The 19,293-nt window shown below is 65.2% G+C and carries 18 protein-coding genes; 11 read left to right on the top strand and 7 right to left on the bottom strand.

The features are described from left to right. The 3 genes from ACK4TE_RS13055 to ACK4TE_RS13065 form a co-directional block, all read left to right on the top strand. Positions 1-780, top strand: a 780-nt coding sequence (locus ACK4TE_RS13055; RefSeq protein ID WP_409911967.1) for an ATP-binding protein, incomplete at its 5' end; no start/stop codon positions are given. A gap of 48 nt (positions 781-828) precedes the next feature. Then, the gene (locus tag ACK4TE_RS13060; RefSeq protein ID WP_409911968.1) at positions 829-2,319 is read left to right on the top strand and encodes an ATP-binding protein; all 1,491 of its coding nucleotides are present in this window, start codon (positions 829-831) and stop codon (positions 2,317-2,319) included. Beyond that, positions 2,316-4,049: an AmpG family muropeptide MFS transporter gene (locus tag ACK4TE_RS13065; RefSeq protein WP_409911969.1), complete on the top strand. Its 1,734-nt coding sequence runs from the start codon at positions 2,316-2,318 to the stop codon at positions 4,047-4,049. Before ACK4TE_RS13060 ends, ACK4TE_RS13065 begins: the two co-directional genes overlap by 4 nt. Before the next feature lie 5 nt (positions 4,050-4,054). On the opposite strand, the gene ACK4TE_RS13070 is transcribed toward ACK4TE_RS13065, so the two are convergent. Next, complete coding sequence (locus ACK4TE_RS13070) at positions 4,055-6,331, bottom strand: NADP-dependent malic enzyme (protein WP_409911970.1); 2,277 nt, start codon at positions 6,329-6,331, stop codon at positions 4,055-4,057. Positions 6,332-6,462: 131 nt separating this feature from the next. Here ACK4TE_RS13070 and mutS point away from each other — a divergent pair, with 131 nt between their 5' ends. Next, positions 6,463-9,144, top strand: coding sequence for a DNA mismatch repair protein MutS (gene mutS, locus ACK4TE_RS13075; protein ID WP_409911971.1), 2,682 nt, complete (start codon positions 6,463-6,465; stop codon positions 9,142-9,144). Here the strand turns inward: mutS and ACK4TE_RS13080 are convergent. Together ACK4TE_RS13080 and ACK4TE_RS13085 are read right to left on the bottom strand one after the other, a co-directional pair. Beyond that, positions 9,141-9,548 carry a helix-turn-helix domain-containing protein gene (locus ACK4TE_RS13080; protein ID WP_409911972.1) on the bottom strand — a complete coding sequence of 136 codons (408 nt, stop codon included), beginning with the start codon at positions 9,546-9,548 and terminating at the stop codon, positions 9,141-9,143. The genes mutS and ACK4TE_RS13080 overlap by 4 nt on opposite strands. 105 nt (positions 9,549-9,653) lie before the next feature. Further along, positions 9,654-10,340: a VOC family protein gene (locus ACK4TE_RS13085; protein ID WP_409911973.1), complete on the bottom strand. Its 687-nt coding sequence runs from the start codon at positions 10,338-10,340 to the stop codon at positions 9,654-9,656. A gap of 91 nt (positions 10,341-10,431) precedes the next feature. On the opposite strand from ACK4TE_RS13085, the gene ACK4TE_RS13090 reads away from it, so the two are divergent. After that, positions 10,432-11,604, top strand: a complete 1,173-nt coding sequence (locus ACK4TE_RS13090; RefSeq protein ID WP_409911974.1) for an alpha/beta fold hydrolase — start codon at positions 10,432-10,434, stop codon at positions 11,602-11,604. A gap of 6 nt (positions 11,605-11,610) precedes the next feature. Here ACK4TE_RS13090 and ACK4TE_RS13095 read toward each other — a convergent pair whose 3' ends face one another. From ACK4TE_RS13095 to ACK4TE_RS13105, 3 genes are read right to left on the bottom strand one after another with little or no spacing between them, the layout of a single operon-like run. Continuing rightward, positions 11,611-11,970 (bottom strand): hypothetical protein, encoded by a 360-nt coding sequence (locus ACK4TE_RS13095; protein ID WP_409911975.1) that lies wholly within the window; start codon positions 11,968-11,970, stop codon positions 11,611-11,613. Positions 11,971-11,991: 21 nt separating this feature from the next. Continuing rightward, positions 11,992-12,948: a glutathione synthase gene (gene gshB / locus ACK4TE_RS13100; protein ID WP_409911976.1), complete on the bottom strand. Its 957-nt coding sequence runs from the start codon at positions 12,946-12,948 to the stop codon at positions 11,992-11,994. Between the two features lie 42 nt (positions 12,949-12,990). Further along, positions 12,991-13,710 carry a BON domain-containing protein gene (locus ACK4TE_RS13105; protein WP_409911977.1) on the bottom strand — a complete coding sequence of 240 codons (720 nt, stop codon included), beginning with the start codon at positions 13,708-13,710 and terminating at the stop codon, positions 12,991-12,993. A 248-nt stretch (positions 13,711-13,958) separates the two neighbouring features. Here ACK4TE_RS13105 and rsfS point away from each other — a divergent pair, with 248 nt between their 5' ends. The 3 genes from rsfS to ACK4TE_RS13120 all read left to right on the top strand — a co-directional run bounded on the left by rsfS (position 13,959) and on the right by ACK4TE_RS13120 (position 16,141). Further along, the gene (gene rsfS / locus ACK4TE_RS13110; protein ID WP_409911989.1) at positions 13,959-14,303 is read left to right on the top strand and encodes a ribosome silencing factor; all 345 of its coding nucleotides are present in this window, start codon (positions 13,959-13,961) and stop codon (positions 14,301-14,303) included. A gap of 3 nt (positions 14,304-14,306) precedes the next feature. Continuing rightward, on the top strand, positions 14,307-14,771 hold the full coding sequence (locus ACK4TE_RS13115; protein ID WP_409911978.1) for a 23S rRNA (pseudouridine(1915)-N(3))-methyltransferase RlmH: 465 nt from the start codon (positions 14,307-14,309) through the stop codon (positions 14,769-14,771). 77 nt (positions 14,772-14,848) lie between these two features. Further along, positions 14,849-16,141, top strand: coding sequence for a TAXI family TRAP transporter solute-binding subunit (locus tag ACK4TE_RS13120; RefSeq protein ID WP_409911979.1), 1,293 nt, complete (start codon positions 14,849-14,851; stop codon positions 16,139-16,141). Here the strand turns inward: ACK4TE_RS13120 and ACK4TE_RS13125 are convergent. Then, on the bottom strand, positions 16,138-16,893 hold the full coding sequence (locus ACK4TE_RS13125; RefSeq protein ID WP_409911980.1) for a LytTR family DNA-binding domain-containing protein: 756 nt from the start codon (positions 16,891-16,893) through the stop codon (positions 16,138-16,140). The genes ACK4TE_RS13120 and ACK4TE_RS13125 overlap by 4 nt on opposite strands. Positions 16,894-17,057: 164 nt before the next feature. Between ACK4TE_RS13125 and ACK4TE_RS13130 the strand changes: the two genes are divergently transcribed. The 3 genes from ACK4TE_RS13130 (at position 17,058) to ACK4TE_RS13140 (ending at position 19,286) form a co-directional block, all read left to right on the top strand. Continuing rightward, positions 17,058-17,477: a DUF2141 domain-containing protein gene (locus ACK4TE_RS13130; RefSeq protein ID WP_409911981.1), complete on the top strand. Its 420-nt coding sequence runs from the start codon at positions 17,058-17,060 to the stop codon at positions 17,475-17,477. A 23-nt stretch (positions 17,478-17,500) separates the two neighbouring features. Continuing rightward, a complete protein-coding gene (locus ACK4TE_RS13135; RefSeq protein WP_409911982.1) occupies positions 17,501-18,046 on the top strand; it encodes a DUF2306 domain-containing protein in 546 nt (181 codons plus the stop codon). A gap of 67 nt (positions 18,047-18,113) precedes the next feature. After that, complete coding sequence (locus ACK4TE_RS13140) at positions 18,114-19,286, top strand: alkaline phosphatase D family protein (RefSeq protein ID WP_409911983.1); 1,173 nt, start codon at positions 18,114-18,116, stop codon at positions 19,284-19,286. The last annotated feature ends 7 nt before the right edge of the window (positions 19,287-19,293 follow it).

The following is a 19,293-nucleotide window of genomic DNA, read 5'->3' on the forward strand; positions in this document are numbered from 1 at the left end:
GGCCAGCTCTCGCGCGCCCGCCCGTTCCGCGCGCCGCACCATTCCGCCTCGATGGCCGCGCTTGTCGGCGGCGGCATCAAGGCGAAGCCCGGCGAGGTTTCGCTCGCCCATCACGGCGTGCTGTTCCTGGATGAGTTACCGGAATTTTCCTCCCAGGTGCTCGACAGCCTGCGCCAGCCGCTCGAGGCGGGCGAAGCCGTGATCGCGCGGGCCAACCGGCATGTGCGCTATCCCGCCCGGTTCCAGCTCGTTGCCGCGATGAACCCCTGCCGCTGCGGGGGAGGGCCGGGGGCAGCGGCCTGTACGCGCGGGCCCCGCTGCGCGCAGGATTACCAGTCGCGCATTTCCGGCCCTTTCCTCGACCGGATCGATCTTTTCTACGAAACTCCGCCGGTCACGGCCATCGATCTCAGCCTTCCGGCGCCGTCCGAAGGGTCTGCCGAAGTCCGCGCCCGCGTTGCGAAAGCGAGGGAGGTGCAGCTCGCCCGCCTCGAATCAGCCGGCGAGGGGCGGCGTCCGGTGAATGCCGACATGCCGCCCTCAGGCATTGAAACCTATGCCCAGCCCGACGGGCCGGGTGCCGCGCTGATAGCGGATGCAGCCGTAAAACTCTCCCTCACCGCCCGGGGCTATACCCGCGTCCTGAAAGTCGCCCGCACCATCGCCGATCTTGATGGGTCGGACGCGGTCCGGCGGGTGCATGTGGCCGAGGCGCTCAGCTATCGCCACCGGCCAGCCAACAGCGCCCCGGCATCCGGAAACCCGGCCTTGGCTCGGTAGGTTGCGGTTAAGGCTCTGCTCATGTCCCTCGTCTAGCTTGGCGGGGTCATGACGTCTTCTTCCGGCACTCCTCCGGGCGCGAACACGCCCGAACAGGCCTTTCTCGCGACCGCCAGTCACGAGATTCGCACGCCCCTGAACGGGATTCTGGGCACAGTCTCGCTGCTGCTCGAAACCGAGCTGTCGCCGGCGCAGCGCGAATATGCCGAAACTATCCGCCTCTCCGGCGCGCGCCTGCTCGATCTGTTGAACAACGTCCTGGATTATGCGCGGCTCGATGCCTCGGCCGTCGAGATCGAAACGGAAAGTTTCTGCCCCTTGCGCCTCGCGCGGGAAGTCGCCGAGCTGCTCTCGCCGCGCGCCCATGCAGCCGGGCTCGATCTCGCTGTGCGCGGGCTCGAATGGCCGATGCCGATATTCGAAGGTGATGCCGGGCGTATCCGGCAGATCCTGTTCAACCTTGTCGGCAATGCCCTCAAATTCACCTCGCGCGGTTCCGTCCTCGTCGATGTCGAGCCGCTCGTAAGCGGGCTAGCCTTCCATGTGCGCGACACCGGCGCTGGAATTTCCGAGGCCGACCAGGTGCGCCTGTTCGAAGCCTTCCGCCAGTCCTCGACCGCCGACGCTTACCGCGAAGGCGGCGTCGGTCTCGGCCTCGCCATCGTCAAACGCCTCGCCGACCTGCTCGGCGGCAAGGTCAACGTCGCCTCAAGCCCGGGCGAAGGCGCGACCTTCACATTCGAACTGCCGCTGAAACGCGCCGCCCTTCCGCCGCTGCACGATCTTGCCCGCCTTGACGGCTGTGTCGGTCTTGCGGGATTGCCGCCGGCAACCGCGCTCTCGCTCGCCGCCGCGCTCGAAGGCATGGGGCTTGCGGCGCACCAGATTGACCTTTCCGCCGGCACGCTTCCATCCGAAATCGATGTCGTGCTGATCGGCGCGGACCTGCCCGAAGCCATCGTCGCCTCACTCGCACGGCAGGCGCCCGCGCTGGTCGTGCTGCGCCCGGAAGACCGCGGCGCGATTGCCCGGTTCAGGGAACTTGGCTGTCAGGGTTGGCTCGTGCGGCCGCTGCGCCTCGCTTCGGTCGCCGAGCGCATCCTGCTTGCCCGCGCAGGCCGGCTTACCGCCGATGAGAGCGAGCTGACGACCGGCGAAGGCCGCGTGCTGATCGCGGATGACAATCCTGTAAATGCGCTGATTGCACGCCGCGCCTTGGAATCGGCCGGATTTAACGTCACTGTGGCGGCCACCGGAAGCGAAGCGCTGGAAGCGGCGGCGCGGATGGAGCCTTGTCTGGTGCTGATGGATTTGCGCATGCCGGTGATGGATGGGTTTGAAGCCATGCGGCGCCTGCGGGCTGCCGGATTCGAAGCGCCAGTGATTGCCGTTTCGGCCGAGATCAACCCGGATATCGAGCGGCGCGCGCGCGAAGCAGGCGCCAGCGGCGTGGCCGCAAAGCCGCTGGACGCCGAAGCGCTGCGCTCGCTGGCGCTGCACTGGACAAGGGGCGCAGGAAAACAGGCAGGAGCAGCATGAGCGAAGCGGTTGCCAGCGCGGCAGAAGTCAAGGAGACGCCGCGGTTCGTCCGTGCACTGAAGGCCATGAAGGACCGCCGGATGGCGGCGATGTTCCTTCTCGCGCTCGCCGCCGGCCTGCCCTATGGCGCGGTGCTCGGTACACTGAATGCCTGGCTGACGACGGAAGGCGTCACGCCGTCCGAAATCGGCGTGCTCTCTCTCGTCACCATTGGCTATGCGTTCAAGTTCCTCTGGTCGCCGGCTTTCCAGAAAGCCTCGCACCCGTTCCCGTTCCTCGGCCCGCGCCGCACATGGCTGTTCAGCCTGCAGCTGCTGATCGCGGCGCTTCTCTTCCTGCTCGCCTTCTCGAACCCCGGCAAAAATATCGGCCTCGTCGCCTTCATCGCCCTGTTCGCCGCGCTCGCCTCGGCGACGCATGACATCGTTCTCGACGCCTGGCGCATCGAAGTGGCGCGCACCGAAGAAGACAAGGACCTGATGGCTGCGCTGTATCAGTTCGGCTATCGCATCGCGGTTTTCATCACCGGCTTCCTCGCGCTCCTGATGGCGCAGTATTATGGCTGGGTTGCGGTCTATGTGATGATTGCCATCGTCATGGTGATCTCGATCTCCGGCACAATGCTTGCGCCGGAACCGGAAGCGCCGGATGTCAAAGGCGGCGCGCGCCTCAGTTTCGAACCCGGCGTTCCGGCGCGTGAGCGCAGCTTTGCGGCGTTGCTGGTTGCGGGCGGTTGGATCGCGGCCTTCCTGATGATCGCCTTCTTCGTGGTCGCCTCGTTCACGCAGGTGCCACCGCCCAAGGGCGGTGCGTTCGTTACCCAGCAGGGCCCGTGGATTGTGGGCCTCACGGTCATCCTTCCGGCGCTGGGCGCATTGATCCTCCTGCTGCGTCATGGCGCCGTGCCGGGCGAAGTACCGGCGACGCCGGCAGGCGAGGCGACGGGAACGCGCATCCTTCGCGTCGTCTTCCGCTCGATCTTCGATCCGCTGATGGACCTGATCGCGCGCCTGAAATGGGGCGCGTTGCTGGTGCTGCTGCTGGCGCTGACTTACCGCTTCACGGATTCGGTCTGGGGCTCGTTTGCTTATCCTTTCTACCTGGATGACCGGTTCGGCGCGCTGCACCACACGATGGCGGATGTTGCGGTTGCGTCGAAATTCTTCGGTGTGCTGATGACCATCGCCGGCGCCGCCATTGGCGCGGTGATCATCGGTTTCATCGGGCGCATGCCTGTGCTGATCATCGGCGCGGTTCTTGCTGCGGCGACGAACCTTCTCTTCGCAGATCTGTCGCGCGGGGGCATGAGTATCGATGCCTTCATGGAATGGGCCTATATCGCCGACCCCTTGCGAACCTTCGCCGGATGGGCCGCGCAGATATCGCCGGAAGGGCAGGGCGCAGAAGCGGGCGAGCGCATGGCGCGCCTGATGCTGGCGATTGCGGGCGAGAATCTCGCGGGCGGATTCGCCAGCGTGGCCATCGTTGCCTATCTCACATCTGTCGTGAACCCGCGCTTTGCCGCCGTGCAGTATGCGCTGCTCGCCTCGCTGACGATGCTTGTCGGCACGCTTGGCCGCCCATGGCTCGGCGGCCTGATCGAGACGCAGGGCTATTACTCCGTGTTCATCATCACCTTCTGGCTCGGCGGTGTCGCGGTCGTGCTGGCAGCAGCCGAATGGCTGCGCCTGTCACGCTTGCCGAAACCGGAAGCTGAAGCGGCAGCCTGACGGCATCAGGCGGTGTGAACGCTGTCGATGTCGAAGGCTGCCAGCGCGGCGAGGTCCACGATATCGCCCACTGTCGCGCCCAGCGGCGCAATCTGCACCGGCTTCTCAAGGCCGAGCAGCATCGGGCCGATCACCACTGCGCGGCTCATCTGCTCCAGCAGGTTCGTCGCGATGGACGCCGAATGGATGGCCGGCATCACCAGCACGTTCGCCGGGCCGCTGAGGCGCGAGAACGGGTAGAGCAGCTTGTGATTCGGGTTCAGTGCGATGTCGGCATTCATGTCGCCTTCGTATTCGAAGTCGATGCCCGGCGTGCGGTCGAGGATGCAGACCGCATCGCGCACCTTGTCGCCGCGCTCGCCCATCGGATTGCCGAAGGTAGAGTAGGACAGGAACGCAACGCGCGGCGTGAAGCCCATCGCACGCACCGCGCGGGCGGCTTCCAGTGCGATATTGGCGAGTGCATTTCCATCGGGCAGTTCATTGACGCTGGTGTCAGCGATGAAGATCGTCTTGCCCATGTTGATGACCATCGACATGCCGATCACGGCCTGGCCTTTCAGCGGATCAAGCACCAGCAGCGCATCTTTTAGGGCCACGTCATAGGCGCGGGTTACACCGGTCACCATGCCGTCGGCATCGCCGTTCTTCAGCATGCAGGCGCCGAACACGTTGCGGTCCTGATTGACGAGGCGCTGCACGTCGCGCTTCAGGTATCCCTTGCGCTGCAGGCGCTGATACAGAAAGTCCGTGTACACCGGATTGTTGTCGGAGAGGCGCGCGTTGATGATGTCGAGCGCGCCGGCGGGCACGCCCATCTGTTCCATCGTCGCTTCCACCTGCGCTTCGCGCCCGATCAGGATCGGATGGCCGAGGCCCTGGTTCTTGAAGCTCCAGGCTGCGCGCACGACTGCGGGCTCTTCGCCTTCGGCAAACACGATGCGGCGCTGCACTTCGCGGCAGCGCGCCTGCACGCCCTGCAGAAAGGCAGCCGACGGATCGGCGCGGCGCACCAGGCTGCGGCGATAGGCGTCCATGTCGGCAATCGGCTTGCGGGCGACGCCGGTATCCATTGCGGCCTGCGCGACGAAGGGCGGGATGAAGCTGATGAGACGCGGATCGAACGGGGTCGGGATGATATAGTCGCGGCCAAAGGTCGGGCGCGCGCCATGATAGGCGGCGGCCACTTCGTCCGGCACGTCTTCGCGGGCAAGCTCGGCGAGCGCGCGGGCACAGGCGACCTTCATTTCCTCATTGATACCGCGCGCGCGCACATCGAGCGCGCCGCGGAAGATGTAGGGGAAGCCGAGAACGTTGTTCACTTGGTTGGGATAGTCGGAGCGGCCGGTGGCGATGATCGCATCGCTGCGCACGGACTTGATGTCTTCCGGCGTAATTTCCGGGTCGGGGTTTGCCATCGCGAAGATGATCGGGTTCTTCGCCATCGACTTCACCATGTCCTTCGACACGGCGCCCTTGACGGAAAGCCCCATGAACACATCGGCGCCGTCCATCGCTTCGGCGAGGGTGCGCTTCTTGGTCTTCACGGCGAAGGCGGACTTGAACTGGTCCATCTTCTCGGTGCGGCCTTCATAGACGACGCCGGCGGTATCGCAGACCAGGATGTTCTCGGCCTTCACGCCCAGATGACGGATGAGGCCCGCGACCGACAGGCCGGCCGCGCCGGCGCCGGAGACAGCGACCTTCACGTCCGACATTTTCCGGCCGGTGATCTGGCAGGCATTGATCAGGCCGGCAGCGGCGATGATTGCGGTGCCGTGCTGGTCGTCATGGAAGACCGGGATGTCGAGTTCTTCGCGCAGGCGGCTCTCGATGATGAAGCAGTCCGGCGCGGAAATGTCCTCGAGATTGATGCCGCCCCAGGTGGCGCCGATGTTCCGGACGGTGCGGATGAAGTCTTCGGCGTCGGTCGTGTTCACCTCGACATCGAAACTGTCGATATCGGCGAAGCGCTTGAACAGGACAGACTTGCCTTCCATCACCGGCTTGGAGGCCATCGGCCCCAGATTGCCGAGGCCGAGGATGGCCGTGCCGTTGGAGATCACCGCCACAAGGTTGCCTTTGGAGGTGTAGTCATAGGCAAGGTCTTCATTGCCCGCGATGGCGAGCACGGGGACGGCCACACCGGGGCTGTAGGCCAGGGACAGGTCGCGCTGCGTGCCCATCGGCTTGGTCGGGATCATGGAGATCTTCCCGGCCGTCGGGGTCGAGTGGAAATCGAGGGCTTCCTGATCGGTGAAGCTCGGGCGCTGCGTCGTCATGGCAAAACTTTTCGTTGTTCGGTCCTGCCCCTCGTCTAGGCCTCTGCGGTGCGCCTGCCAACAGCCAATTCCGCACAGGCGCGGCGTTCCGGCTTTGCGAATCCCCGCCCGAGCGGCTAGCGTGCCGCGCCATGCCGGATACCGCCCCCAAACCTGTGCCTGCTGCTGAACCGACGCCGTTCATGGCACAATACCTGTCGATAAAGTCGGCACATCCGGATGCGCTCCTGTTCTTCCGGATGGGGGATTTCTACGAGCTTTTCTTCGACGATGCCGTCACGGCAGCGGGCATTCTCGACATCACCCTGACCGCGCGGGGCGAACATGACGGTCAGCCGATCCCGATGGCGGGCGTGCCCTATCATGCCGCCGAAGGCTATCTCGCCCGCCTGATCAAGGCCGGGTGCCGGGTGGCGGTCTGCGAGCAGACCGAGAGCCCGGCGGAGGCGAAAAAGCGCGGTTCCAAGTCAATCGTGCGCCGCGAGATTGTGCGGATCGTCACGCCGGGAACGCTCACAGAGGAAGCGCTGCTGCCCGCCCGGCAGGGACAGGCGCTGGCCGCGCTGGCCTTCTCGGGGCAGGGCGAGGCGGCGATTGCGGTCTGCGATGTCTCGACGGGCCTGTTCGAACTCGCCGCGCTGGAGCCTGCCCGGATTGCCGACGCGCTGCTCGCCTGGCCCTTGAGCGAGCTTGTCATCACGGAGGCAGACCGCGACCGGGCGGTGGTGGTCGCTCTTGCGGACATCCTGACCGCGCCGGTGACGGAACGCCCGGCCCGCGCGGCGAATGCGAAAACCGGTGAGGCGCTGCTGAAGGAAGCCTTCGATGTCGGCGCGCTCGACGGGCTTGGCAATTTCTCGAAGACCGAACTCGCCGCGGCAGGTCTGCTGCTCGACTATGTGAAACTCACCCAGGCCGGAAGTCCGGCGCGCCTCACCGTGCCGAAGCGGGCGGAGACGGGCGGCGCGCTGCTGATCGATCCGGCAACAAGGGCAAGCCTCGAGATTGACCGCTCGTTTACGCGCGGGCGGGAAGGTTCACTCCTCGCTGCGATCGACCGCACCGTCACTGCGCCCGGCGCACGGCTTCTCGCCTCGCGCCTGTCGCGGCCATCGCGGCAGGCCGATGAGATTGCGGCGCGCTATGATGCGATCAGCTTCTTCGCGGACGCGCGGGCTTTGACTCAGGATGTGCGCACGGCGCTGAAATCCGCGCCCGACCTTGAACGCGCCGCCATGCGCCTCAGCCTCGGACGCGGCGGGCCGCGCGACCTGCAAGCGCTCGCCAAGGCGCTGGAGGCGGGCGTTGCCAGCGCGCGGCTTCTGGCCGCGTCAGGCAGGCTGCCAGCGAAACTCGCGGCGGCCGCAGCGACCCTCAGCCTTGGCTCTGAGACTGGCCTTGCTGCGCTCACTGCCGATCTTACCAAAGCGATTGTCGAAACGCCGCCGGTGCTGGCGCGCGATGGCGGGTTCATTGCGGCGGGGTGGAATGCCGGCCTCGACGATGTGCGTGCACTGAGGGAAGACAGCCGCCGCATCATCGCCGCGATGCAGGCACGCTATGCCGAGGAGGCGGGTGTCTCCGCGCTGAAGATCAAGTTCAACAATGTGCTCGGCTATTTCATCGAAGTGCCGGCGCGCGCCGCCGACCCGATGATGAAACCGCCGCTGGCGGAAACTTTCATCCACCGCCAGACTATGGCGGGCGCGGTACGCTTCTCGACGACGGAACTTGCCGAACTCGCCGGCCGCATCAGCCGGGCGGAAGACGAAGCGCGCGGGATCGAGCTTGGCCTGTTCGAGGGTTTCTGTGCGCGCGTGGCGGCGCAGAGCGGCGCGCTTGCGGACGTGTCCGCTGCGCTTGCCGAAGTGGACATTGCAGCGGCGCAGGCCGTTTGGGCGGACGAGGCGGGCGCTGTGCGTCCGGTGATTGATCCGCGTCCGGTGTTCGAGGCCGAAGGCCTGCGCCATCCGGTCGTCGAGGCCGCGCTGCGCCGGGAAGGGAAGGGCTTCACCGCCAATGCCCTGTCCCTTGACGCGTCTGCGGAGACTGCGCCGCGCTTCCTTCTGGTCACCGGCCCCAACATGGCGGGCAAGTCGACCTATCTACGACAGGCCGCGCTCGCGGTAATCCTCGCGCAGGCCGGATGTTTCGTGCCCGCAACCTCGCTTCGCCTCGGCCTTGCAGACCGTGTCTTCAGCCGCGTCGGCGCATCAGACGATCTCTCGCGCGGCCGCTCGACCTTCATGGTCGAAATGGTCGAGACCGCCGCCATTCTCAATCAGGCGACCGCCGACAGCTTCGTCATCCTCGATGAAGTCGGTCGCGGCACGGCGACCTGGGACGGCCTTGCCATCGCCTGGGCGGCTGTGGAGCATCTGCTGCAACAGACGAAGTGCCGCGCGATCTTTGCGACGCACTACCACGAACTGACGTCGCTCGCCGCCGAACTTCCCGGCGCGGCGAATGCCAGCCTGAAGGCGCGCGAATGGAAGCAGGACCTGATCTTCCTGCACGAGGTTCAAGCTGGCCCTGCCGACCGATCCTACGGGGTGCAGGTCGCGCGCCTTGCCGGATTGCCAAAGAGTGCGGTCAGCCGCGCGGCGCAGATTCTGAAGCAACTGGAAGCCGGCCCATCGGCTGCGGAAAGCCTGCCGTTGTTCGCCGCCGCGCCTTCACTAGCAGAGCCGGATTTGCCGCCTGAGGCAGAACAGCTGCTCGCGAAACTGGAAGCCATTGATCCCGATGCGCTGACTCCGCGCGAAGCCTTGCAGCTGCTCTACGATCTCAAGGAAATGACCAAGCGCGCCTAGCGCGGGCGCAGGGCGAGCGCCTGCAACACATGCACGGCGGCTTGCAGGCTTTCGAGATCGGCGATTTCATCGACCAGGCGGCGCGCATCGCGTTTCAGGTCATGCGCCTGCAGATCGCGCCCGCGCAGCGTGTCGGGGTTTTCGGCAATCTCGAACGGTTCGTAGAACCAGCTGACCGGGCGGCCGATGGCGACGGCGATTTCGAGCAACCGGCCCGCCGACATGCGGCTATGGCCGGCTTCGTATTTCTGGATCTGCTGGAAGGTAACGCCGAGCGTTGCCGCGAGCGTTTCCTGCGTCATGCCGAGTTCGCGGCGTCCCTGACGCAGACGCTGGCCGACGACGCGGTCTGCATCGGTCGGCTTGCGCGCTTCATGCGCGGGCGATGTGTCGTCGCGTGACACGGCAGAAGTCTCCAGCCCCGGACAGAATTGTCCGCCGCTGGACAATGCAACCGGCGGGCCAGATGCGACTGCTGCGTGCATTTCAGGCGGCTTCGCGCCGCCGGATCAGGCGGTAACCTTTACCGGCGGCTCGAACTTCGTGGCGACGAGGATCGCCTCGTCGGGCGCCGCCAGCATCGCCTTGTACATCGCCTCCGGATAGGCCTGATGCGGTTTTGCCGGATCATAGGGGGGTTGTTTCACGCGCCCGCCTTCGCCGGAATAGGGGTCCGGGGTCACGAAGGTTTCGAGCTCTGCCGCGGTGATTCCGGCGCGCTCGACGACGGCAGGGTCGATCCATGCGCGCGGGTCAATCGGCACGGTGGAGCAGGCGACCTCAAGCGTCAGATGGTCCGGCCCGGCAAAGTAAATGGAATGGCACATCGCATGGTCGAGCGGGCCGATGACGTTGACGCCCTTGGTGCGGATGCGGTCGCGGATGGCGCGAAGGTCGTCGAGCGTGTTCACCCGGAAGGCGAGGTGCTGCATCGTTCCGGGTGCGGACGGACCGGCGCCTGTGCCGGCATGGGTCACGCCCAGCTCGATCGGAATGTCTTTCACCGCCGGCAGCTGAACGACCGAGAAATAGGAATGATCGTCCATGTGCAGGAAGGCGTGCATGCCGCCCGGAACGCCGTGCATGTCGAACAGGGCGGAGAGCTGGAAGCCCATCACATCCGAGAAGAAGGCGATATGCTCTTTGATGTCGGCCGCCATGATCGCGATATGGTGGATGCCGTTGGCCTTGATCATCATGTCCTCCCTTGACCCTGCGGCCCGCATGGACAGGGGCGCCTTGTCCAATAATCTGCACCTCACAGCGAAACGGGGCAAGGAGGCAAGCATGGCAGTTGGCGCAGCGGAAATCGTGCGGGAGCCCTATCTGGTGCTGCACAAGGACCCTTCCAGCTTCAAGGATGTCTATGGCGGGGCCGGCGATACCGTGCCGGTCGAGTGCATGCGCATCTATCCGGCAGGCACCAAAGCCGAGAGCGTCATCATCTTTTCCCACCCGATCGGCGGGGGCTCCTTCCTGCCGCTTGTCTCGGCCCTCGCGCGCGGTGGCCAGCATGTGATCTATTGCAACACGCGCTACCGGGGCAACGACACAGCGCTGATCATGGAGAAGTGCGCCGCCGATTTCGGCGCGTGTATCGAGCATGCGCGGGGCAGGCTCGGCTACAAGCGAGTGATCCTCGGCGGATGGTCCGGAGGCGGATCACTCTCTCTGTTTTACCAGGATCAGGCCGAGCGCCCGACGATCACCGAGACACCGGCGGGCGATCCCTATGACCTGACGAAGAAGGCTCTGCCGCCGGCCGATGGCATCATGCTGCTCGCCGCGCATGTCAGCCGCGCGATCACGCTGACGGAATGGATGGACCCTTCGATCACAGATGAGGCGCGCCCCTTTGACCGCGATCCGGCGCTCAATATCTACGATCCCGCCAACCCGGCGCAGCCTCCCTATACGGAGGATTTTGTCGCCCGCTACCGTGCGGCGCAGATTGCCCGCAACCGGCGCATCACCGCCTGGGTGCAGGACACGCTGGCGGACTTCCGGCGCAGGGGCGAGCAGACAATGGAGCGCGCCTTCACCGTGCACGGAACGATGGCGAGTGTGTGTTGGACAGACCCCGCGCAGGAGCCGTCCGACCGGCGCCCCTATACCTGTTATCTCGGCGAGCCGCGGATTGCGAATGATGGGCCGGTCGGCCTCGCACGGTTTACCACGCTACGCTCATGGCTCTCGCAATGGGGCTATGACACGACGCATGCGGACGGGCTCGGCAATGCCTCGCGCGTCTCGTGCCCTGTCCTGGTGATCAACAATACGGCCGACCTTGCCTGCACGCCGAGCCATGCGAAACGGCTGTTCGATGCGGTCGGCCATTCCCGGAAAGCCTACCGGGATATTCAGGGGGCGGATCATTACTATATCGAGCGCCCGGACTTGCTGCCGCAGGCGGTGTCGGTCTGCAGGGACTGGCTGGAACAGGAAAGCCTGTCCGGCTGAGCGGGATTATTCCGGCAGGCGGATGATCTCGTCTTCATCGGACTTGGCGGGCGTATCGAGCAGGTCGTCCGCTGAGTCGCTGAGCTGGACGTCCAGCCCTTCGACATCCTTGAAATTGCCGCCGCTCGAGCTGGGCGAAATCAGCAGGCCATTGGAATTGCCGGTATTGCCGGACACGATCAGGCCGCCCCGGTCTTCGGTCGTGCGCCCGATATTCAGGTTCAGCTTGCCTTTTACTTCGGGCTCGGCCGAGGCCGTTTCGACGGGCGCGTCGGCGCTGGCGGCGGCTTTCGCCGTTCCGGCATCAGAACAGGCGGTGCCCGCAGCGGCGAGCGACAGGAACAGAATGGCAGTGACCGGTTTCATCAACATACCCCCAGAATGACGCTACGGGCCCCGCGCCGCAAGCTTACTTTCCACAACGTCCCAGAATTTGGCAGCGGCATCAATGCCTGACAGCCGTTTCAGGGCCTGCAGCCCTGTGGGGGAGGTGACATTCACCTCGGTCAGCCGGCCGCCGATCACATCGATGCCGGTCAGGATCAATCCGCGGCGTTTCAGTTCCGGTCCGATCCGCTCGCAGATCGCCCGGTCGGCAGCAGACAGCTCGGTCGCCTCGGCGGTGCCGCCGACCACGAGATTAGAGCGCACCTGTCCGGTCTTCGGCTTGCGGTTGATCGCGCCCACGGCTTCACCGTCGATCAGGATGATGCGTTTGTCCCCCTCGGAGACCGCCGGCAGGAAAGCCTGCACCATCACCGGTTCGCCGGAGCGGCTGAAGAACATCTCCAGCAGCGAGTCGAGGTTCGGATCTTCCCAAGTGAGGCGGAACACGCCGGCGCCGCCATGGCCGTAGAGCGGCTTGACGATGATGTCGCGGTGCTCGGAGCGGAAAGCGTCGATCACGGCGCGGTCGCGCGTCACGAGCGTTGGCGGCATGATGTCTGGAAACATCAGCGGGAAAATCTTCTCGGGACTGGAACGCACGCCGGTGGGATCATTGGCCACGAGGGTTTCGCCGGAAACGGCTTCCAGCAGGTGGCAGGCCGTGATGTAGCCCATGTCGAAGGGCGGGTCCTGGCGCATCAGGATGACGTCAGCATCTTTCGCAAGATCCAGCGTCCGGGTCTCTCCGAACAGGCCGGGCGTCTCGCGCACCCTCTGCACCTTTGCCGGCCGCACCCGCGCGGTCACCCGTCCGCCAGACCAGGCAAGATCATGCGGGCCGTAGACGAACAGGGCATAGCCGTGCGCCTGCGCAACTTCGGCGAGGGCGAAGGTTGTGTCCCCGTCGATGTTCACCCGCTCCAGCGGGTCCATCTGAATGGCGATTTGCAGCGTCACGCGCGGATGGCCTCCCGTTGCGGCGGAAGGCTCACAGGCGTGTCAGCGGCTTCCTGGGTCGAAACTTGCGCCGTGCAGTTCAGGCATCGGCTCGGTTGTATATGACGCGTCAGGGGGCGCTTGATAAGTGGGGGCCGGCTGCGGCGCGGCCGGCGCTTCGGTACGGATCGGGGCGGCCTGCCGCGCGGCGGCTTCCCGCAGGCGGATATAGGAGACGACCTGTTTGACCCCGCCGACAAGGCTCGCCTCTTCGGCGGCCGTGCGCAATTCCTGCGGCGTGCGCGCAATGCCCATCAGATAGACGACACCGTCATAGGTCTCGACATTGATATTGACGCTCTTGACCGAGGACGAGCCGATCAGGCGGGCGCGGACCCGGCCGGTGATGATTTCGTCCGAGACATTGGCAAAGAAGCCGCCCGGCGGCTCGATCCGGATTTCATTGGCGACATCCAGGGTGCGGGACGAACTCCAGGCGATCCCTTCGGCATAGGTGCGGTCTTCCGGCGCATTCACGCGGCCGGACAGTAGCACGAGCCCGCTGGCGACTTCGACATCCACTTCGGCGAACCGAGCGCCGCTTTCATTCAGAAGTTTAGCCTTGATCTCGTTGGAGGTGGTGGCGTCATCCACCGCCTCGCCGAGGGTCTTTTCCTGAACGGACGTCAAGCCGACGGCACCGGCGGTGCCGAGAACGGCGGCGGCGCAACCGGTCAGAGTGACTGTGGCCAACAGCGAGGTGACGGCGAGGAAGCTACGCATGGGAGGTTTCCTGATACTCGTGGGGGACCCAGTCTCATTACACGCAAGATAGGGCGAAACTCGGGCACTTTCCAAATGAAACCCTGTATAGCTTATGAACAGACCGGCCTTTGCACCCGCTACTGCCTTTTTGCTGGTTGCCGGGGCCGGTGCATGTTAAGAATTGAGCGTCAGCCGTAGAAGGAATCGTCGCCCTGCCATCCGCCAAGAACCGGGTTGAGCCCCCAAAGAACGCCTCGATCGCCGAAATCCGTGCGCTCGCTGAGGCGCTTTCCAAAGCCCTCGAAGATGACAAGGCCGAAGACCTGACCTTCATCGACCTGCAGGGCAAATCATCCCTCGCCGATTTCATGATCATCGCGTCCGGCCGCTCCGGGCGCCACGTTTCTGCGCTTGCCAGCCATGTGGCGCAGGAGGCGAAACGCCTGACCGGGCGTACGCCCAGCGTGGAAGGCATGGCGAATGCGGACTGGGTTCTGATCGATACCGGGGATGTGATCATCCACCTGTTCCGCCCGGAAGTTCGCGAGTTCTACAATCTCGAGAAGATCTGGGTTTCCGATCCCGCCAGCCCGCGCGTCCGCGCCTCCTGATCCATGCGGCTCACCCTCCTCGGGGTTGGCAGGCTGAAGGACGGGCCTGAGCGTCTCCTTACCGACGATTATATCAGCCGCACACTGCCACTTGCCCGGCAGCTGGGCTTTCGCGCGATTGACGAGGCTGAAGTAGCCAGCGGCGGAGGGCTCGAGGCGGAAGGGGTCCGGTTGCTGGCCCGTCTCCCCGAAGGAGCCCGGTGCCTTCGCCTGGATGAAGCGGGCGAGAACATCCCTTCCACCGAACTTGCCCGGCGCCTCGCGGCTTGGCGCGATGAAGGCCTGCGCGATGCAGTGTTCCTCATCGGGGGGGCGGAAGGCTTTTCCGCAGATGTGCGCCGCGCCGTGTCGAAGTCCATTGCCTTCGGGGCGCAGACCTGGCCGCACCGGCTCGTGCGCGCCATGCTGGCCGAGCAGGTCTATCGGGCAATGACCATTCTGGCCGGAACGCCCTACCACAAGGCCTGAAGCAGTTGCGGCCGGGCGCCGCTCCGCCTTATGGAACATCAGGGCTGCGCTTCGCGCCCGCGTCGGGAGGGACGAACATGCCCCGTGAAGCATGGCGCATCTATGCGCCGGTGATCGCGCTGGCCCTGCTGGGGTTCATCGTGGCGTTCATGCTGATGGACCCGGCGCCGCCAAAGCAGATCCGGTTTGCGGCCGGTGCACCCGGCGGCGCTTATCATGCCTATGCCGAAGAGTATCAGCGCCTGCTCGGAGAGCAGGGGATCGAGGTCGTACTGGTCGACACGGCTGGCTCGATCGAGAACCTGTCCCTGCTGATGGCCGGCGAGGCGGATCTGGCGCTGGTGCAGGGCGGCCTGTCAGGGCCGGAGGAAGAGGCCCGGCTGCACTCGCTTGGCGGCCTGTTCGAGGAACCGTTCTGGGTGTTCGTTCGCAGCGGCGTGGCCGCTGAGGAGTTCGGCGACCTTCGCGCACTGCGCCTGTCGATTGGACCTGAAGGCTCCGGCACCCGCGCGCTCGCCACCACATTGCAGCAGGCCTATGGCGGGGATTGGCCGGCTGCGGCGCGCCAGACCCTGCCGACCGGTGAAGCCACAGCGGCCCTGATTGCCGGCCAGATTGACGCTGCCGCCTTTGCCGCCTCGCCGGAGGCGCCTTATGTGCAGGCCCTGATGCGCAATCCCGCCGTTCGCCTGATGCGGTTTGACCGCGCCGAAGCCATCGCACGGCGCGAGGCCGGTCTGTCTGCCGTGACCCTGATCCGCGGTGTTGCCGATGTCGGCGGGAATGTTCCGTCCTCGGACATTCCCCTGGTGGCGGCGGTGGCCCAGCTCGCTGTCCAGGGAGATATCCACCCGGCCATTGAATCAGTGCTGCTCGATGCCGCGCTGACCATTCACGGCAAGCGGAGCGTGTTCTCGCCTGCAGGCCGCTTTCCGAACATGCAGGACGCAGACCTGCCGGTCAGCAAGCAGGTCGCGCGCCATTACAAGGACGGGCCGTCTTTCCTGCGCCGGTATTTCCCGTTCGCGGTGGCAAACTTTCTTGACCGGGCCTGGGTACTGGCGATCCCGCTGCTGACGCTTGGCTTCCCGCTGGTGCGGGCGGCGCCGCCGATCTATCGCTGGCGCGTGCGCCGGAAGATCTATGTCTGGTACAAGGACCTGCGCGCGCTCGAGGCGAAGGGCAGGGCCCTGCCGCGCGGCCATGCACGCAACGGCGTCCAGAGAGAGCTGGAAAAGCTGCAGGTCGAGATCGGCAAGCTGGATGTGCCGCTCTCCTATACGGACGATCTCTACCGCCTGCGCAGCCATATCGAGTTCGTGAAACAGCTGCTGATCTCGACCGAACCGGTCACCGATCTCGTCGCCTAGGCGGACAGCCCGGCTTCCTTCACGGCGGCAAGATAGGTGCGCGAGACGGGCGCCAGTTTGCCGGAGACGAGAACGAGGCTCAGCTTGCCGCCGTCGCGGCGCGTGTCCCTGACCCCGGATTTTGCGACCCACCAGGAGCGGTGCACCTGCAAACCGTCCGCTTCGCCGAGCTCGCGCAGCGCATCGGCCAGCCGCATCAGGATCAGTTCTTCGCCGACGCTCGTGTGGACCCGCAGGTAATGATCCTCGGACGAGACGGCATAAAGCTCGGCCTTCCGGAACTTCAGGGGCAGGCGGGAGAGGAATGTCTCGACCGGTCCGGCCCCCTCCTGCGCGGTCGGGGGCGGCGCCAGGATGGAACGGTCCATCATGAAGCCGATACCGGTCATGGCGGCTGAAATCACCCAAACCAGCCCGAACAGGGTTGGCATGAACTCCAGCGGAATCTGGCGGCTGTTGAGCAGGCGCTCGATGACATAGATCGCCAGCGTGACAGCGGCGGCAGAGGCGACGGAAATGAGGGCGAGCCGGACAGGGGTTGGCATATCCGGCCAGACATGGGTGGAGGCGCGCCGGGCAACCTCGCCAGACAGGCTGCCCGTGATGATCAGGCCGGTCCAATAAAGGAAGGCCGCCCAGAAGGGCAGGCCCCTTGTCGCGTCATAGGGTTCGATGAAGGCGAGGAACAGGCCGATGGCGGCGTAGACGCCGAGTTCGCGGGCCCGGTTCTGCCAGTCAATCGCGATACGCAAGCCGCACCCCCCCTGCATTTGGCGCTTCGCGAACGGTTTTGGCTGCATTTCGCGAAGGACTCCAGCCGCAATACGCAATCCGTGTGGCAGCCCCCGGCGCGGCCCAGCACCTTGTCCTCATCAACCCCGGCCGATCCCGGCCCGAACCCTGAAAGGACATGACCATGAACCGCTTCCTCTCCGCCGCCGCCCTCGCGCTCGCCATCGTGGCTGCACCCGCCGCCAGCGCCGATACGCTGACCATCGACATCACCAACATCAAGACCGCCAAAGGCAAGGTGTATGCCGCCCTGTTCGATGCAAATGGCTTTGCCGCCAACAAGTCCCTGCAGGGCGTTGCTGCCGAAGTTGCAGGCGACACGGTGCGGATCAGCTTCGAGGGCGTCGCGCCCGGCACATACGGCGTCAAGCTTTATCACGACGTGAACGGCAACGGGAAACTCGACCGCAACCTGATCGGCATGCCGTCGGAACCCTACGGCTTCTCGAATGATGCCCCAGTCCGCATGGGACCGCCGCGCTGGGCGGATGCCGCCTTCGAATACAGCGCCGGCGGCGCCGTCCAGACGATCACGCTCAACTGACCGTTTCCTCCCGGGAGCCCGCCATGACCGCCCTTGCCCAAGCCTCTTCGCCCCTGCTTCGCCTGCGCCGGCAGCATCCCTACAAGCTGCTTATGGCCGGTATGGTCATCCTCTACGCCGTCATCAGTCACACGATGCTCGGTGCGGAGGATATGGGGCCGGTGCAGCTGCGCATCGACCTGTCGCCGCTGCTGCGTATCCCGCCTGTCCTGCAGGCGCATATTGCGGGGGCTGTGCTCTCATTCATCATCGGGTCCGTCCTGTTGCTGGGCTTGAAGGGCAACGGTCTCCACCGCGCGCTCGGCTACTCCTGGGTCGGTGCCATGACCGTGACGGCGGTCAGCTCCTTCTGGCTCACCGGCCTCAATGGCGACAGCTACAGCGTCATCCATCTCCTCTCCGGCTGGACGCTGATCGTGCTGCCGATGGGGCTGGCGGCGGCGCGGCGGCGGAACATCGCCGCGCATCGCAAGGTGATGACGGGCCTGTTCATGGGCGGCCTGATGATTGCTGGCCTGTTCAGCTTCCTGCCAGGCCGGCTGATGTGGCACCTCTTCTTCACGGCATGAGCCTTACGGCTGTCGCAGAACCCCGTTACAAGCCTTCTCAGGGAGAACACCTGAGGAGGCTTTTTCGATGAGACGCATGATTGCTGCCGTGGCTGCTGCCGCGCTGCTGACAGGGTGCCAGACGGCTGCTGAGTTGCCGCTGGTCGGCAAGGCCTTTGCGCCGAAGAGCGCCGAAGACGCGCTCGAAGCCTATTACCGCACGCTGCCCGACAGTTTCTATCCGCGCGCGCCCGCCGGCCCGGCGCTGCCGGCGGAAGATGCGGTTCTGACGCGCATCCTCGTTGCGTCCTGCCTCGACGAGGAGAAGGGCGACAGCGCGGCAATGCGATCGGTTGCGGCTGAAGCCGCAGACCTTTTCCTGATGATCGGCGACAATGTCTACGGCGATCGCGATGGTCCCGCTTACGTCAACAACCAGCCGGAACTGGACGAGCTGCGCGCAAGTTTCCGAGATCTGGCGGCGCGGGAGGATTTCCGTCTTGTGCGCGAGAAGTTTCCGATGATGGTGGCGTGGGACGATCATGATTACGGCGCCAATGATGCGGGACGCGAGTTTCCCTTCCGGCGCCTTGCCGAGCGCATCCATGAACGCTTCTGGGGCCTCGAGAACGAGGACGTCGGCGCCTGGCCCGGCACCTATTACGCGCGCAGTTTCGGCCCGGAGGGCAAGCGCGTGCAGATCATCATGCTCGACACGAGGTTCTTCCGCTCGCCGCTGACGCCGACAGACGAATGGAACAAGAAGGGCAAGGAGCGCTACATTCCATCGACCGATCCCGATCAGGACATGCTGGGCAATGACCAGTGGACTTGGTTGGAAAACCGGCTGCAGGATCCGGCGGACTTGCGCCTGATCGTGTCCTCCGTTCAGGTTCTGCCGACCGACGGGCATGGCTGGGAAGCATGGTCGCGCCTGCCGAAAGAACAGGAGCGCCTCTACCGCCTGGTGCGTGAGACGGATGCGAACGGCGTGGTCTTCGTCTCCGGCGACCGGCACACGGCATTCCTCTATCGTGATGATGCGGCTCTGCCTTATCCGGCCTACGAGATCACAGCGTCCTCCATGAACGTCGCCTTCGCCACCACGACGACGGAAACGGATCGCGCGCAGGTCGGGGAGGGGTATCCCCCGGAGAATTATGGCGCGATCAATATCGACTGGGACAGCGGCTCCGTGAACCTTGCGATCCACGCCAACTCCGGCGAGACAGTTCGGGAATTGACGGCCCAGTTCCGTTGAACCCGGA

The organism is Hyphomonas sp. (genome assembly GCF_046313975.1).
Lineage (GTDB): Bacteria > Pseudomonadota > Alphaproteobacteria > Caulobacterales > Hyphomonadaceae > Hyphomonas.